Annotated in this window: 12 protein-coding genes, 1 tRNA gene and 1 pseudogene; 8 read left to right on the top strand and 6 right to left on the bottom strand. The window is 41.9% G+C overall.

The window, feature by feature from the left end; all coding sequences use genetic code 11:
• Positions 1 to 81 precede the first annotated feature (81 nt).
• Entirely contained in the window at positions 82 to 735 is a 654-nt protein-coding gene (locus Q0465_RS04180) for an ABC transporter ATP-binding protein (RefSeq protein WP_298613237.1), read from the bottom strand.
• A 201-nt stretch (positions 736 to 936) separates the two neighbouring features.
• Here Q0465_RS04180 and Q0465_RS04175 point away from each other — a divergent pair, with 201 nt between their 5' ends.
• Together Q0465_RS04175 and Q0465_RS04170 are read left to right on the top strand one after the other, a co-directional pair.
• Positions 937 to 3111 (top strand): Tex family protein, encoded by a 2175-nt coding sequence (locus tag Q0465_RS04175; protein WP_298613235.1) that lies wholly within the window; start codon positions 937 to 939, stop codon positions 3109 to 3111.
• A gap of 241 nt (positions 3112 to 3352) precedes the next feature.
• Complete coding sequence (locus Q0465_RS04170; RefSeq protein WP_298613233.1) at positions 3353 to 4153, top strand: hypothetical protein; 801 nt, start codon at positions 3353 to 3355, stop codon at positions 4151 to 4153.
• Between the two features lie 218 nt (positions 4154 to 4371).
• Here Q0465_RS04170 and Q0465_RS04165 read toward each other — a convergent pair whose 3' ends face one another.
• Both Q0465_RS04165 and Q0465_RS04160 read right to left on the bottom strand, forming a co-directional pair.
• Positions 4372 to 6861 carry an AsmA-like C-terminal region-containing protein gene (locus tag Q0465_RS04165; RefSeq protein ID WP_298613230.1) on the bottom strand — a complete coding sequence of 830 codons (2490 nt, stop codon included), beginning with the start codon at positions 6859 to 6861 and terminating at the stop codon, positions 4372 to 4374.
• Positions 6862 to 6906: 45 nt separating this feature from the next.
• Positions 6907 to 7464 carry a helix-hairpin-helix domain-containing protein gene (locus Q0465_RS04160; protein WP_298613227.1) on the bottom strand — a complete coding sequence of 186 codons (558 nt, stop codon included), beginning with the start codon at positions 7462 to 7464 and terminating at the stop codon, positions 6907 to 6909.
• A gap of 205 nt (positions 7465 to 7669) precedes the next feature.
• Between Q0465_RS04160 and Q0465_RS04155 the strand changes: the two genes are divergently transcribed.
• Positions 7670 to 7742 (top strand) — tRNA-Lys (locus Q0465_RS04155).
• 716 nt (positions 7743 to 8458) lie between these two features.
• Here Q0465_RS04155 and Q0465_RS13675 read toward each other — a convergent pair.
• Both Q0465_RS13675 and mobC read right to left on the bottom strand, forming a co-directional pair.
• The gene (locus tag Q0465_RS13675) at positions 8459 to 8614 is read right to left on the bottom strand and encodes a hypothetical protein (protein ID WP_367274300.1); all 156 of its coding nucleotides are present in this window, start codon (positions 8612 to 8614) and stop codon (positions 8459 to 8461) included.
• A 41-nt stretch (positions 8615 to 8655) separates the two neighbouring features.
• Positions 8656 to 9042, bottom strand: a complete 387-nt coding sequence (gene mobC / locus Q0465_RS04150) for a plasmid mobilization relaxosome protein MobC (protein WP_298613224.1) — start codon at positions 9040 to 9042, stop codon at positions 8656 to 8658.
• A 348-nt stretch (positions 9043 to 9390) separates the two neighbouring features.
• On the opposite strand from mobC, the gene Q0465_RS04145 reads away from it, so the two are divergent.
• Positions 9391 to 9678, top strand: coding sequence for a hypothetical protein (locus tag Q0465_RS04145; RefSeq protein ID WP_298613222.1), 288 nt, complete (start codon positions 9391 to 9393; stop codon positions 9676 to 9678).
• A gap of 327 nt (positions 9679 to 10005) precedes the next feature.
• Here Q0465_RS04145 and Q0465_RS04140 read toward each other — a convergent pair.
• Positions 10006 to 10499, bottom strand: a pseudogene (locus tag Q0465_RS04140) (Arm DNA-binding domain-containing protein); the annotation flags it as partial.
• 369 nt (positions 10500 to 10868) lie between these two features.
• Between Q0465_RS04140 and Q0465_RS04135 the strand changes: the two are divergent.
• The 4 genes from Q0465_RS04135 to Q0465_RS04120 all read left to right on the top strand — a co-directional run bounded on the left by Q0465_RS04135 (position 10869) and on the right by Q0465_RS04120 (position 16206).
• Positions 10869 to 11669 carry an AraC family transcriptional regulator gene (locus Q0465_RS04135; protein ID WP_298613219.1) on the top strand — a complete coding sequence of 267 codons (801 nt, stop codon included), beginning with the start codon at positions 10869 to 10871 and terminating at the stop codon, positions 11667 to 11669.
• 88 nt (positions 11670 to 11757) lie between these two features.
• Complete coding sequence (locus Q0465_RS04130; RefSeq protein ID WP_298613216.1) at positions 11758 to 12171, top strand: pyridoxamine 5'-phosphate oxidase family protein; 414 nt, start codon at positions 11758 to 11760, stop codon at positions 12169 to 12171.
• 634 nt (positions 12172 to 12805) lie between these two features.
• The gene (locus Q0465_RS04125) at positions 12806 to 14707 is read left to right on the top strand and encodes a TonB-dependent receptor (protein WP_298613213.1); all 1902 of its coding nucleotides are present in this window, start codon (positions 12806 to 12808) and stop codon (positions 14705 to 14707) included.
• A gap of 44 nt (positions 14708 to 14751) precedes the next feature.
• On the top strand, positions 14752 to 16206 hold the full coding sequence (locus tag Q0465_RS04120) for a nucleoside hydrolase (protein WP_298613210.1): 1455 nt from the start codon (positions 14752 to 14754) through the stop codon (positions 16204 to 16206).
• Positions 16207 to 16218 lie beyond the last annotated feature (12 nt).

The raw sequence follows: 16218 nt of genomic DNA, 5'->3' as shown, positions 1-16218 counted from the left end.
AGATAAGAGGAAAACTAAAATTTAAAAGCTAAATTTTAATAAAATTATATAGTTTGTGGCCGGATTCCGGCCTCTTCCTCTTTATTGTATAATTTTTCCGTCTTTCAAATGTATCTGACGGTCCGACATTTCCGCTAATCCCGTATCATGGGTAACGATGACAAAAGTTTGGCCCAGTTCTTCCCTCAGTGCGAAAAAAAGCCGGTGTAATTCGTTTTTGGTGAGCGTATCCAGATTTCCGGAAGGCTCATCAGCTAAAATTATTTTGGGGTCGTTGATCAGTGCCCTGGCAACAGATACCCTTTGTTGTTCCCCTCCCGATAATTCGTTCGGTTTGTGGCCGGTTCTTTCTTTTAATCCCATCAATTCCAGCAGGTTCAGGGCTTTTTTTTCTACTTCTTTTCCACTTTTACCTTTGATCCATGCCGGTAAACAAACATTTTCAAGGGCGGTAAATTCGGGTAATAAATGGTGAAATTGAAAGACAAAACCGATATTGTTATTGCGGAAAGCTGCCAGTTTGTTGGGAGAAAACGTTGCAATATTGGTGTTTTCAAACCAGAGTTCTCCGCTGTCGGGTGAATCAAGGGTACCGATAATGTGTAAAAGTGTACTTTTCCCTGCCCCGCTCGCTCCGACAATAGTGACGATTTCTTTTTCCCGTATATTTAAATCCACTCCTTTCAGAACCTGAAGGGGTCCGTAACTTTTCTTTATCTCTTTTACCTGAATCATTTAAATTTTACTTGCCTTTTAATTATCGGACTGTAAAGATAGTCATTAAATGGCAGAACTTGTATATTTGTTTCCGATTTTGAGGTAATATTTCTGTTTTGGGGAGAAAATTCATAAAACAGAGGACAAAAAGGAGATTTAATGGAGAAAAACACCCGGAATTGCCGTAAATAAACCGGAAGGTGTCTGCTTGAGAAGCTTATGAATAACAAAGATAATAATAGTATTGTTTACATGACGGAAAATTATAAAAAACCGGTGGATTTTATTGCCGGCAGAGTAGTTGGAGAGCCCCGTTTTATTCGGAATTTGCTTCAATTATTGGAAGAAGGGGCTACGATACCTTTTATTGCACGTTACCGGAAAGAAATGACCGGAAATATGGATGAAGTCCGTATTACAGAAATAAAGACTTTGTATGCTCAATTTCAGGAACTGGAAAAGCGGAAATCTGTGGTACTGGAGAGTATACGGGAACAGGATAAGCTGACGGAAGAACTGGAGAGGCAGATAGAAGAATGCGGGGAGTTGCGCGTTTTGGAAGATCTTTATCTGCCTTATAAGCCAAGGAAGCAGACACGGGCAGCAAAAGCCCGTCAGAAAGGTTTAGAGCCTTTGGCTGCTCTTTTGATGCGACAGGAAGCAGGCGATGTAGGAATGAAAGCCATCCGTTTTGTGAAAGGGGAAGTCCGGGATGAAGAAGAAGCCTTACAAGGCGCCAGGGATATTATTGCTGAATGGGTGAATGAACAGGAGGTAGCCCGCAACCGGATCCGGCGGTTGATCGAAAAGGAAGCTGTATTGTGCGCTAAAGTGATAAAGGGAAAAGAAAAAGAAGGAGAGAAGTATAGTGATTATTTCGATTACCGGGAATCTTTGAAACATTGCCCTTCTCATCGGATATTGGCTATCCGGAGGGGAGAAGCAGAAGGTTTCCTGAAGGTGAATTTGGAAGTAGAAAATGAAAAAGCCCTGGAAGGAATCGGGAGAATATTTATAAAAGGGAACAATGAAAGTACTCGGCAGGTGTGTCTTGCCATAAAGGATGCGTATAAAAGGCTGTTATTTCCTTCGATTGAAGCGGAGTATATGACTTTAGCCAAACAGAAAGCGGATATCGAAGCCATCCGCGTGTTTGCTGAAAACCTTCGGCAGTTGCTACTGGCATCTCCTCTTGGAAATAAAAGGGTTTTGGCAATAGATCCGGGGTTTAGGACCGGTTGTAAAGTCGTTTGTCTGGACGAGACCGGAAAACTCATTCACAATGAGAATATTTATCCGCATCCCCCTCAGAACGAATACAGGCAGGCAGCGGCTAAGGTGATGAATATGGTGGCAACGTATGGAATTGAGGCGATTGCTATTGGAAACGGAACTGCCGGCCGGGAGACGGAACGCTTCATCCAAAATTTGCAGTACGGTCATGCGGTACAGGTATTTGTAGTAAGCGAAAGCGGAGCCTCTGTTTATTCGGCCTCGAAAATTGCCCGGGAAGAGTTTCCGGAATACGATATTACGGTAAGGGGAGCGGTGTCTATCGGGAGACGCCTTATGGATCCTTTGGCGGAGCTGGTAAAGATCGACCCGAAATCGATAGGCGTCGGACAATACCAGCATGATGTGGATCAGGGAAAGTTGAAAGAAACTTTGGATCAGGTGGTGGAATCTTGCGTAAACAAAGTGGGGGTCAATGTTAATACAGCCGGAAAATATTTATTGACTTATGTTTCGGGATTAGGACCGGTATTGGCAGAAAATATTGTGGAATATATACGGGAAAAGGGAGCGATAAAGAGCCGGGAGGAGTTGAAACGGGTAAAGCGTATGGGGCCGAAGGCATTTGAGCAATGTGCCGGTTTCCTGAGAATAGAGAATGCGCAAAACCCACTCGATAATTCGGCTGTACATCCGGAGTCCTATTATGTTGCCGAAAAGATAGCCCGGGATATGGGGGTAAAAGTAGGGGAATTAATAGGAAATGAAAAGTTATGTGAGCGCATTCAGCCTGAACGCTATATAGATGAAAAGACCGGGATTTTAACCCTGAAAGATATTCTGGAAGAATTGAAAAAGCCGGGAAGGGATCCCCGGACTATGGCGAAGGTTTTCAGTTTTGCAGAAGGGATTTCGAAGATAGAAGATCTGAAAGAAAATATGGTATTACCGGGTATTATAACCAATATAACCAGCTTTGGTGCATTTGTCGATATCGGGGTGAAACAGGACGGACTGGTCCATATTTCGGAAATTGCCGGTCGTTATATTGCAAATCCTGCCGATGTGTTGAGCCTGCATCAGCAAGTCCGGGTAAAAGTGGTTTTGATCGATTTGGAACGAAAAAGAATAGGATTGTCCATACGTCAGGTGGAGGAATAAACAGTCCGGAGCAGCCGGTTTCCTGCTTTCATAAGCGGAAAAAGAAAAGACCACCTTTACTGACGGAAAGGTAAAATCGAAAAATGACTTTCAATTTTGGGAGTTCCCGGAAAAGAATTGCATTCTTGTTGGTTAATTTCTTTGTATAAACTATCTTTGTCTTAAATTTCTACGGACGGAGGTCGGAAATGTGTGTGTTAATTTACTTGCAAATCAATAATTTCCAGGAAAAATAATTGTTGTGTCAAAACAGGGATCAGATAATTTATTGAATGCCGGTTTTATTCCGGGTGTTTACAATTTTTGCGATCATTGGTGCGAAAAATGCCGTTTAAAGTCCAGGTGTTTGAGTTATGTAATGGAGAGAAAAGTAGAAGAAAGGAAGAATGGCAATTTTGAAGAAGGATTATTCAATAAAAATGAAAATGTCTGGGAGTTTTTAAAACTCTTTTTTGATTCCACGTATGAGTTTTTGGAAGAATTGGCCAGGGAAAGGGGAATGGAAGTGGAGGATTTGTACACCTTGGAAAATGATGAGCCGGATTTCCTGGAAGGGGAAGGAAGTTTAGCCGAAGAAGGAGGAGAGGCAGAGTCTTTTGTGGAATATTCCGATATGATAAAAATGTGCATGATATATGAGGCTTTGGCAGAAGAATGCCTGGATATCATATTTGGAATATTGGACGAAAAGGAATGGCAGGAAAAAGAAAAGGAGACTCTCATCACCAATCGGTTACTGGATGTGATAAACTGGTATCTGGACATCATACAGCCTAAAGTTCGCCGGGCCTTGTACGGATATATCCGCCGAGACAGTTTCCTTTCCACCGATGTATGGGAAATGGAGTGTAATGGATCGGCAAAGGTAGCACTAATCAGTATTGCCCGTTCCGAAAGGGCATGGAGGGGCATGCGGAATTATTGTCCTTCTCTGAAAAAAGATATTTCTCATCTGTTGGTTGTATTAAACCAGTTAAAAGCTGAAATTAATCTTTGTTTTCCCAATGCGGCTGCTTTCCGTCGTCCCGGCTTTGATAAATAAATCTATATGGCCGGCTGCTGAAATATTTAAACCTTACTGCTGCTTTTGTACAGGAAACAGTCCCTTTTCAACCCGCTGTTTCAGGAATTCCTGATGCTGATATCTCTTTTTAGCCGCTAGTGTTTGCTCCGGCAGGAATCCGTTTTGTTCTGGAAAAGGTATAAAATCTTTCCTTTTAAAACGAGATAATAAGCATCTTTTGAGTTTTTCTGCTGCTTTTACTTGAACAATTTTTCAAATCCTTTTAAAGCTTTATTTTTCAAATCTTTTTCTGCAGCCTTTCTCACAGCATTGATGGCTTTTGTCAGATCGGGTTTCACTTCGGGTTTGTCCAAGGTACCTGTAATTTTTGCATCGATATCCAGGTTTTTAATGCTCGCGCCTCCCGGAATAGCCTGCAACAGATTTTCAATGTCTTTTCCAAAATATTTCCGGTCGACATTCATCGATAATAGGTAATTGATATTACCGTTTACAGATTGGGTTCCGGATAGGGTGACAGGATTTCCTGCCAAAGTCGTTTTAAAAGGTTCTATAGTGATATTTCCGTTATTGATTTTAAAGAAAATGTTGAGTGAACTGATGCTGAGACGGCTCAATTCTTCATTTTTAAGTATGGAGGCCAGATTTTTCATGCCCGGATTGTCCGTTACTAAAATCCCTTTTGAAAGGATATTTCCTGCACCATTGACCGTATTCATCAGTAAAGACATATCTCTGTAATTCAGGCCTCCCGACAACTGTAGGCTGGAAGATATTTTTCCGCTGCAATTCATGGCTATGGGAATACTTTTCTTAATAAAAGAGAAAGAATCATATGCTTCCCGTATATCGAAATCAGAAACTTTCAGTTGAAAATCGAAGCGGGGTAAAGCCTGATGCCGGGTATTGTATTCCCCGCTCATGACCATACTGCCTTTTAAAAGATCCATACTCAGGTTGTTTAAGGCCGCAACGGACTGAGCCAGATGGATTTTCCCCTTGACGTTTTGGATGGTCAGCCGGTCGATCAGCACCGTTTTTATACTGGTATTTAATTGTATATCCAGATTATGCGGAATTTGAGGGGCTTGTCCAAGCGTCTCTTCTTTCTCCTTTTCTGCAAGAGTTGCAGTATCGGCAGAATGATTTATCGGACGGACGAATTTATTTAAATTTACCCGGTCGGAAGTGAGGACAAAATTCCCCTTTAGCGTTTCATTCTTCAGAAAATAGGGAATATAATTGGACAGATTACCTTTCAGATAAAAATCGGAAGAATAAATTTTTGCACGGAGGTTACTGAGTTCCAGACTGGCCGGAGTGATTGAAATGGTCCCTTGCGGAATAGAGATTCCCTCCGGAAATTCTGAATTTACGAAGAGAATATCGTTCAGAAGAATGCTTCCTTTTGTAACGAATTTCTCGTATTTTTTCTGTTCGATAAAACTGTATCTTCCATTGAACGAGAGATCGGTTGTCACGGTGCCCTGAAGATCAATATCTTCCAGAGGCAAAGCCTGCTTCAATCGGCTGAAATCAATTATTCCCTTTGCGCCTCCTTGTAAGCGGGGATCTTCAGTCCCGGCGACCAACAAGTGCATATGGAATGTATTACTGCCTAAACGGAAAGAGAGTTGATTTAAATCGAATAAGGTAGAATCTGCAGGTCCACCGGGATTGGTGATGTGCAACTTCATATTGATCTGGTCGAGGGATTGCGGAAGCTGCGGATATTGAATTTCTCCGTTATTGACAGCAAAGTGAATGTCTAAGCCGGGGAGATGGTTGGAGTAATATTCCCCTTTAGCCCGGGCTTGCAGGGTAAAATCGCCTGCTGTCTTTATTCCTTTCAGGTATTCCTGATATTGCTTGGGAAGAAGCGTCAATAAGTTTTCAAAACGGGTGTCGGGCGCATTCAGTTGCAAATCCATTCCGATGCGGTCTCCGGCTTTACTGATTTTTCCGGTAAGATCCAGTTGAAGGTCATTGACAGACAAGCTGTTCTTTTGAATGTCAAATTCCATTTCTTTTAAATTGGCGACGATTCCGGCTTCCCAGTTTAAATCCGTATGATTGATCCATAGATTATTCCCCTGACGGAGAGAAATGTTTTGTAAACGGAGCAGGATGTCGAGCAAAGTATGTGTATCCGATAGATTCCCGGAAAAGTTGAGGTTAACGCTTTCGATACCGGCAAAAGTTGAAGTCTGATAATCAGCGTAGGACAAAGTAAGATTCTCAATCGTAATGTCATTTAGCCGGAGGGTTTTGTTATCCGTACTTTTTTTATCCTTAACCTCTTCTGTCGTGGCGGCTTCAGCAGATTCTTTGTGGATGACAATATCCCAATTGGGATGTCCTTCGGCGGAAACTACCGGTTTCAATTGGGCATCTTTTAATAAAACCCGCTGGATAATGATTTCGTCCCCTTTGATCAGGGACATCAGATTCACAGAGGCTCTGAAAAGGGGGAGATGAACGAGGGTGTCTCCTGAAAATTCATCTTTCCCGATAATATCTACCTGCTTGGCATCTACATTTAAGGCCGGAAAACTTTTAAACATACTCAGATTGATCTGTTCAATCCGCACCTCAGCGTTTAAATATTTGGCCGATTGGTTTTCAATAATTTCCTTGATGTTTCCTTTTAAGAAAAGGGGAATCGTAATTAATAAAACCAGTAATAAACCGATAATGATAGCCAGCGTAAGGAGAATTTTTTTCATAGTGAACCTTTATCTTTTTCGTACATTTTCGACAAAGTTATAAAATTAACGGAAATACGGTTTTATTTTTCTAAGTTTATACAACGGTAAAATTTTTCTTTTTTCCAGGGTATCGAAAGATATCTTTTTATACTTGTTTTTTGCATTGAAAATCAGCTTTACCTCTTCGTAATCGAGATAGGGATGGCGGAGGACTTCTTTAAATGACATCGTATTGAGATCCTTTTTACGGATCAGTTGCGCGTTGGCTGTAAAGAGATGGGCAGAGGAATCCACATTAAAATAGGTCATTTTTATTTCTTTTAATTGGCGTACGGCATAATACCCTCCCAGGCGTTCCCGGTAGCGGAGAATGCGGGAAGCATAATAAGGTCCGATTCCTCTGATTGCAACCAAAGCGCAACTGTCTGCCGTATTCAGTTCCAGCGGTTCTTCCTGCTTAACTACCGGATAATTGAAAAGGCTATCCGGAACTTCTGAGGGAGGAACCAATACAAATACTTCCTGTTTCTTTTGCCTCAATTGACGGGGCAGAATAATAAGGCAGCTTACCAGCAGGAGCAGTACCAGTAATCCTTTCCTTTCGTAATAGTAGAGTAACATAACACACTTTTTTACAGATTCGCTTTCATAAGTTACAACAATTTTATGAGAGTCCGTATGTCTGTTCCTTACTAAATTTTACTATTCTGTACCTTCAGTGATTTCCGTAACACTTTTTAGGGCAAAGACGTAAAAAAGGCGTATCCTTTTTTGCATAAAACAGAAATCTCCCTATCTTTGCAACCTCGTTTCGAAAGTAAACGACGATTCGCTAGCTCAGTAGGTAGAGCACAACACTTTTAATGTTGGGGTCCTGGGTTCGAATCCCAGGCGGATCACAAAGAAACGCCAAACGGCGACAAAAAACAGACAACTCTTGCAATATCAAAATGTTGCAGGAGTTTTTCTTTTCTGCATTGTCTATCCTGAAAGCCATACAATACCCCGAATTTGTGGCTAAATCGTGGCTATTTTTAGACGTCTGAAAAATGGCCAAACGAAGTCCCGGAATGGGCTATTAGTGTCCATCCTTGTCCATCCTATAAAAGCTTTCGTTTACAAGCTTTAGCCTACATTTGTAATAAAAAATAAAAGCATGAAAAGTACCTTTTCATTATCGTCTTTCTTAAAGCGAACAGCCCGGCGCAAGATGGGAAAAATGCCTCTTCTTCAGGGGCTGTGCTGTTAAAACCAAGCAGAATGTCAAACAGTCTGCCTGCCATACTTCCCATCTGTTCGGATACCGGATATGAATGGTTCGGTGTCTATTGTGTCGACAGTCGGCGCTGAAAGGATCCAATATCCTGTTGCTCAGCTCTGACGTTTTGCCGTAGTACAAAATCAATTTTTGAAAAACTGAACTGCCTATCGACTTTTGAGCCGGAAAACGAATAGCAGTTTTTGCTGGACTTTACTCCCTCAACTCGTAAGGTACTACCTTTGGTTTTGAATTCAACAACAATATCTTTCTGCTTCAAATTATTTGTTAATTCCTGCTAATTCTGACACTTCTGGAGTATATTTTTTAAGCACATTATAAATCTCATATTTCGTCTTATCCGGTTCTCGTAAACGGTATTCCTTGACATCTTTTTCCTTTAGCGAAGTGTAATCTATGCTTAACCGTCAGTTCCTTGCATACCTGAGTGCTACGGATTCGCTCATCCCGACTAGGGATACGATTACCATCATAATCAATTCGATTCAGCATCGGATGAATATGCGGATAATCAGTATCGTGGTGACGGGCAATCAGGAATTATGCATTATACTGTTTATCAGGTTATCTATCCGTGAAGCGAGGGTTAGATACTCTGTCTGGTCAGTGGCATATCCCCCGACATTCGCTTTATGAGCTATTTGGTTGAGGTTGTTCGCCATGCCCGTCAGTTGGCTAACATAACTTAGGTGTATACTGTTTAGGCATTGCTTGACTTCGCATTGCCGGATAGCCTTTCGGACAAACAGGCTGATTGTCCTTCCGGCTTTCTTTACTATTGATTTAAGGAAGTAATATTCGGCAGTGGCAAACTTCACCGTCACCTTATCTCCTTTCTTTTCGGTAGCAGATAGTCTGGGGCGACCGTTGATATTTCTATTTTTATGGAGAGCCTCCGTTTGTGATAATTTATTTGTCATAATATTCTGTGATTAAAATTTTGTGATTAGACCAACGGGATTTTTCACTTCGCTGGCCCGATTCTTTATTGGCACAGTTGTCAGAAGAACGTTTGGAGGAATTTAACCGACTCGTTATATATGTTATTGAAGTAGGTTTAATAGACATGTATGGGATGGATACGGATCAACCCTTTGAGTTTCTTATGAATTGTATCGAAATCCTCCAAAAATATGCTATCCCTTTGCCTGTTTATCCTAGACCGCTAACGAAAAGAAAGGTTTTGCTTATTAGATCCGAGAGCAAAACAATTTACTAAAGGTATCGACCGCAATGACGTAAGCCGGGCTATTGCCAATAATACGAATTTGTCGAAAGCTGAAGCTGACAGGACTGTGGACCAGTATATGAATCTGATCAACAAAGCATCCAGCCGGGCGAAAGAGATCGTCAATCATCTGGAGCAAGATTTACAGAAGGCTAAACAGGAATGGGAAAAGGTAAAACACAAAGCTTTGGAAGATGCAGAAAAAGCTGCCAATGCTGCTGCCCGTTCTGCCTTGATTTCTTTTTTCGGTATGCTGGTCGCTGCCATACTTTGTTGTTGGGCCGGATATTATGGAACCAGGAAGAGCCAGGAAGGCTATAATGTATAAATAAGTAATTTCTGAAAAGGAATAGGGAAGGAGAAGATCCTTCTTAAAAATACCATTGAACAGGACTTGGTAAGGAAAGGAAGGGGGAAGGTTAAGCGCCCCCTTCCCTTGTATTGAAGATGCTCTTTAAAGTTTTGTGCAGAAGGATGCAGATATATGTGGACTGCTCCTTTCTAAATCGTTACCTGTTGGCTGATAAATCACTGTAACGTTCTTGTTTTTAGTGGGGAAAATATTGTATTATGCCTTCCGCTATGTTACGTGACGTTTCTGTCGATACGGCATTTTTCGCAATCACTTTGATACCGTTTTTGTAATTCTCGCAGAGTCTGTGATGAATGCCGGAGTGAGGTCTTTCAGGGCAATATCGCTCACTTGTACCGTTTTTCGATGAACTCCGCGAGGTGCTTGTAAATGACACAGTGTTTCCAATAGCTGCGCAGGCTTTTGAGGTTGCCGACCTGCTTTTTATAGTCCTCGTTGTGCTGTCGGGATACGGTAAGTAGTATTTCATGTCCAGTCCAGAAAAGGCATTACGCACTTTCTCGGTGGTTACATAGTTATCATGGTCGCCAATCTGCTGGTAGGCTTGGTTGATTCCACACGGATTTTATCCAGCATACGGTTGGCCTTTTACACTACAATACTCCGAACGGATACGCGCCCCGACTTCACGTTTCCCGATTTTTCCTCCACGTCCAGCTTACAACTGAACTGCGAAATTTTGCCGTTGCCGGTGATACGACACATAACCGGAATGAGCCCGTTTTCTTGGGGATATTGCGTTTCAGATAGAATGAAACCTTGAATATCGATCTCATAACTATACAATTTTTAGTGAACAAAATTATTTGTTATAGAGTTTTTTTGATATGCAAAATGCATCATATCAGCGCAATCGCATCTGAAATGTTACTTTTTTGCCATCTTCTGCCCGAATACCGGAAAATCGGGTCTATTTGCAGCCGGGACAGAACGAATCGGGCTTGTAATTCAGCTTTTGAAAACCTCTTAAATTTCTCTTGTCACTCAGAGCAGAGCAGTAACTCCGGTTCCAGTTGGCTTTGCAACAGTTTGAGCAGGCTTCGTTCACGCCGCTCATTTTCTTCTAAATCCCTTATTTACAATCTTCTCACTTCCATCTGCTCTTATTTTTGTTTTTATCCTTATCTTTGACGCAAAATAGAAGTATGTATAGAGAATATTTGCCGGGTAATTGTCTTTCTCCTTATGTAGATAAATATTGGGAGTTGGAAGGGTACCCGGAATACGGGATGCGCATGAATATTTTGCCTGATGGATGTACAGATGTTATCTTTACTTTAGACGAAGCAGTGAATCCGGAAAAGGAAGGATTACTTATGCAGCCTTATCGTTCTTATTTTATTGGACCGATGTCAACTTATTCGGAATTAGTGGCTTATGCCAGACGGGTCCATATGTTCGGAATTCGTTTCCGGCCCTGTGGGATATTTCGGTTTATAGAACTTCCTGTAAGTGAATTGCGGGATCAACGCCTGGAAATGAATGAAGCAGGGATGGTTTTTGATGTTTTTTTTGCAGAAAGATTAGGTGAGGAGCCGGATGTAAAAAGACGGATAGATTTTACCGAACGCTTTTTGTTGAATATTTTGCGAACGACAAACCGAAGTACGGAAGGACGGATTATGCATGCAGTCAGGAAAATTAATTTATATGGGGGAAAGCTGACAATCCGGGAATTAAGCGGTGAACTTTGTTTGTGCCAGCGGCAGTTGGAACGGCAGTTTAAATGGTATACCGGATTTAGTCCGAAAGAATATAGCTGCATTATTAAATTCAGAAATGCTGTCCGTTTATTGAGAACAGTTGATTCGGGAGATTTACTTTCTGTAGCAATGGAAGCAGGGTATTATGATGTTCCTCATCTTTCGAGAGAAATAAAAAGATTATCCGGTAATACTCCTTATTCTTTCTTATCCTTTTTTCCTGAAAAAAGCTCTCATTTGTAGAAAATCTTAAAAGTCGTTTTTATACAACAGTTCTCTTTTCTCTTTCTTTATTTTTGTCTTATTCTATCAATAAATAAAGCGTATTAAAATGGAAACAATGAAAGAAAAAGCAATGCTGTTGTTACAGAAAAGTGAGGTGGTCATTCTTACTTCAATCAATCGGGAAGGATACCCCCGGCCCGTACCTATGAGTAAAATAAAAGCGGATGGGATTTCGGTAGTTTGGATGGCTACCGGGAAGGACTCGTTGAAAACCAGGGATTTTAATCAGAATCCGAAAAGTGGTTTATGTTTTTACGCTTCGGGAAATAGCGTGGCTTTGACGGGAGAGGTGGAGGTCGTTACAGATGAAGTTGTAAAAAAGGAATGCTGGCAAGATTGGTTTGCGGAACATTTTCCTTTGGGACCTGCCGATCCGAATTATGTAGTTTTAAAGTTTAAGGCAAATGAAGGAACTTTTTGGGTGGATGGAACATTTGTTCACAGAAAGATAAAAGAATGAAAACCTGAATTTTTCATTTCTTTTATACGAATTATGAAAGGAATATCCCAAAACTTATTTCCGAATGGATGCCATTAGGGCAGGGAGCGGTATTTATCAGAATTGTTTACGGATAAATTATCCGATATGATTAACCGTATTAATCGGAATTTTGTTCCGTTTTCCAGCGGGATGTTATTCCCCTTCCGGCCAGAAGTGTTATTCTTTTTTCCGGTTAAATAAGCTTTGGGCATATTTTTTTGTTTTTTTATAATTTAGCACCTACCCCCGTCCCCGGGTGCTATTAAGAGAATGGCTCAAAATTTATTTTCCGAATGGATGCCATTAGGGCAGGGAGCGGTATTTATCAGAATTGTTTATGGATTAATTATCCGATATGATTAACCGTATTAATCGGAATTTTGTTCCGTTTTCCAGCGGGATGTTATTCCCCTTCCGGCCAGAAGTGTTATTCTTTTTTCCGGTTAAATAAGCTTTGGGCATATTTTTTTGTTTTTTTATAATTTAGCACCTACCCCCGTCCCCGGGTGCTATTATAAAAATTATAGAAAAATAATTATACAAATCAAAAACATTATGTTATTTTCCCCGTATCAGTGAGGAAATGAAATAATAATTGAAATAAGTTGAAAATATGAAACAATCGATGACTAAGTTTTTGATCGTCCTTTTTTTGATTTGTTCTACGAATTTTTATAGAGTGTACGGACAAGAGAAAGATACTATTGCACGCCATAATATTCTGGATGAAGTTGTGGTAACAGGTAACCGTACTTTGGTAAACCGGAACAATGTTCCGATGAATATTACCGTAGTGGGGAGAAGTGAGATTGAAAACAGTAGTGAATCCGCTTTATTACCGGTGCTCTCCGAGCGGGTTCCCGGATTGTTTGTGTCGGAGCGGGGAATTACCGGTTTCGGGGTGGCCAGCGGAGCTGCAGGAGGTATTTCCATACGGGGAATAGGAGGTTCTCCCAATACGCAGATGTTGGTTTTAATTGACGGACATCCGCAATTTATGGGTTTAATGGGGCATCCTCTGCCGGACGCTTACGTAGCATCAGATGTGGAAAGGGTAGAAGTTGTGCGCGGTCCGGCTTCCATTCTGTATGGGACAAATGCCATGGGAGGAGTAATCAATATTATTACCCGCAAGCAAATCCGGGACGGGTTTTCATTGAATGCCCGGGCTATGGGAGGGAGTTACAATACGCAGAAATATATGGCCAATATCGGGGGACGCAAGGGGAAAGTAAATGCTTATGCGTCTGTAAATCACGACCGGACAGATGGCGACCGGGAGAATTCAGCTTTTCACATCACCAACGGTTTTGCCAATATCGGATTTGAATTGTCGGATCATTTCAGTTTACGTGCCGACGTAAGTGTAGCAGATTATCTGGCGGAGAATCCCGGTCAAATTACCGACCCTATGTTCGACAATACGGTGGATGTTCTCCGGGGAGTGACTTCTTTTACTTTGGCGAATAATTTTAAGCATAGCGATGGGGCTTTATCCTTTTTTTATAACTGGGGCTATCATGAGATTAACGATGGATACAAAGCAGGGGAGAAACCCCTGAATTACCGTTATCACTCCAGGGATTATAATTATGGTCTTCTTTTTTACCAGATAGTGAGGATGTGGAAAGGAAATATGCTTACCCTGGGTTTTGATTATAAGTCGTACGGGGGAAAGGCCTGGAATCATTTTCTGACAGAAACTCCCGACAAGGTGATGGTGGATACCTCGGCTTACGATTTAGGAGGATATGCGATTATGCAGCAGAATTTGTTTAAAGACGTGCTTACGTTAAACGCAGGCGTAAGGCTGGAACACAATGAGTCGTTTGGAAACAAATGGGTTCCTCAGGCAGGACTTGCCCTGCGGCCGACGAAAAATTTTGTGATCAAGTCGAGCTTTTCCAAAGGATTCCGGAATCCGACAATCCGGGAAATGTTTATGTGGGCACCTGCCAATCCGGATTTAAAACCTGAAGAAGTAACGAATTACGAACTGGTGCTGGAACATACTTTTTTCAAGCAGAAAATGAATATAGAAGTTTCCGGGTTTATTGCGGATGGGGATAACCTGATACAGACACAGATAATTGACGGAAATCCGAAAAATGTCAATACGGGAAGTTTTAAGAATAAAGGAGTGGAGGTTGCATTCCGGGCCGCCTTGTGTTCTAAATTGGATATAGGAGGCAATTATTCCTGGTTATATATGAAAGTCCCTGTTTTGAATGCTCCGGAGCGGCAATTGTATGCAAATGTAAATTTCCACACGAAAAGGTGGCAATTAAATGTAGGGTATCAGTATATCAACGGCCTTTATCTGACTACGGGGAAAGAAGTAAAACAGGAGGATTACGGATTGTTAAATGCTAAAATTTCATTCAAACCCTGGAAAGTTCTTACTATTTTTGCAAAAGGAGAGAATCTGACCCGGGAAAAATATCAGATTATAAACGGTTATCCGATGCCGGGAGCGGTCTTTTTCGGAGGCTTGCATTTGTCCATTAACCGTTAACAGGTTGCCGGAAAATAATAATATCGTATTATAAACCCATTTTTATGTCAAAACTTAAAGTTCTATTACTGGGAATCGCCTTATTTATCGCTTGGGGAGCTTGGGCGCATTCCGGAAAGCCGCGTGTTTATGTCATTATCGATACCGATTGTGCTGCGGATGATTTCCGGACAATCTGTATGTTATTGGGTAACCGGGATGTGGAGATTCTGGGGATTACGACCTCGGAAGGGGCTCTTACACCTCAGCAGGGGAAACAAAAAGTGAAAGCTTTACTGAACAGTTTATATCATCAGGGTATACCGGTGGCCGCCGGACGTGAAGTGGGTTCCCCGGTTCCGGCCTGGCGGGAAATGTCGGCACGGATAAATTGGGGTGATACGCTGCAGGAGGACAGTTCTAAACGGTCTGCTACGGATTTAATGGCGGAAACGATGGAGCGGGAACCCAAAAAAATAACGTTTATTTGTTTGGGACCGTTGACGAATGTCGGGGATTTACTGCAGGCAAAACCCCGTTTGGCCGGAAAAATTGATAAAGTAATCTGGTACAATAGCGGGGCGCAGCCGATGAGGGATGTAAATTACAATATTGATACGCTTTCCGCTCAAAAGGTGATGGCGAGTGGAGTGCAGATGCGGCTGGTCTCTTCGAAAGAGGAAGATTCTGTACCGGTCAGTATGTTCTATCTGATGGAATTGGGGCAGCTTCAGTCCTCTTCTTATGCTCAGAAGGTTGTGACGGCCCACGTCACTCCTCCTCTGGTTTCTGCTGTTAAAGAGGAACATCTGAAGGTATGGGACGAATTGACTGTATTATCTCATTTTGCCCCCCAGCTTTTTACGGTGGATTCCCTTTCGCCTACTATCGAATGGTATTCTGTCGATACGAAACAGCAGATCCGTCCCATCGAAGAGCAATTACTGGCTGTATTCAGAGGAAAAGAAAACGTGGAGGGAAAAATATTTTATCATTTCCCTGTAGCGGAAGAGTATTATATCCGGGATTTAATGCCGGTAATCGGACCGACAATCAACCGTTATGGGGCGAGTGAGTGGAGAGCGGCAGTCCTGACCAATGAACTGCACGGACATTTGGGTATTTATGCTACTTTGGGAGTAAAAATGGGGATACGGGCCCGGGAGTATTTTAATGTGGGAGTGGACGATATCGTTGTGACTAGTTATGCCGGTAGTAAACCTCCGGTGAGTTGCCTGAACGACGGGCTTCAGGTCAGTACCGGAGGAACGGTAGGACATGGCTTGATTCACGTCCTGCCGGAAGTACAGGGGCGCCCGGAAGCTACTTTTGCCTTTAAAGGGCGGACGGTTACTCTTCGTTTGAAACCGGAATATGCCCGACAGGTGCAGGAAGATTTGAAAAAGGGAGTGGAATTATACGGAGCAGATACGGAAGAAAACTGGCAATATGTCCGGAAATTAGCTATCCAATATTGGCAGGAGTGGGACCGGCATACTATATTTGAGGTCGTTTCCTGAAACAGCTGTTTT

The sequence above is a fragment of the uncultured Odoribacter sp. genome, from assembly GCF_937966165.1.
Lineage (GTDB): Bacteria > Bacteroidota > Bacteroidia > Bacteroidales > Marinifilaceae > Culturomica.
This window is presented reverse-complemented; position numbering and strand designations above follow the sequence as displayed.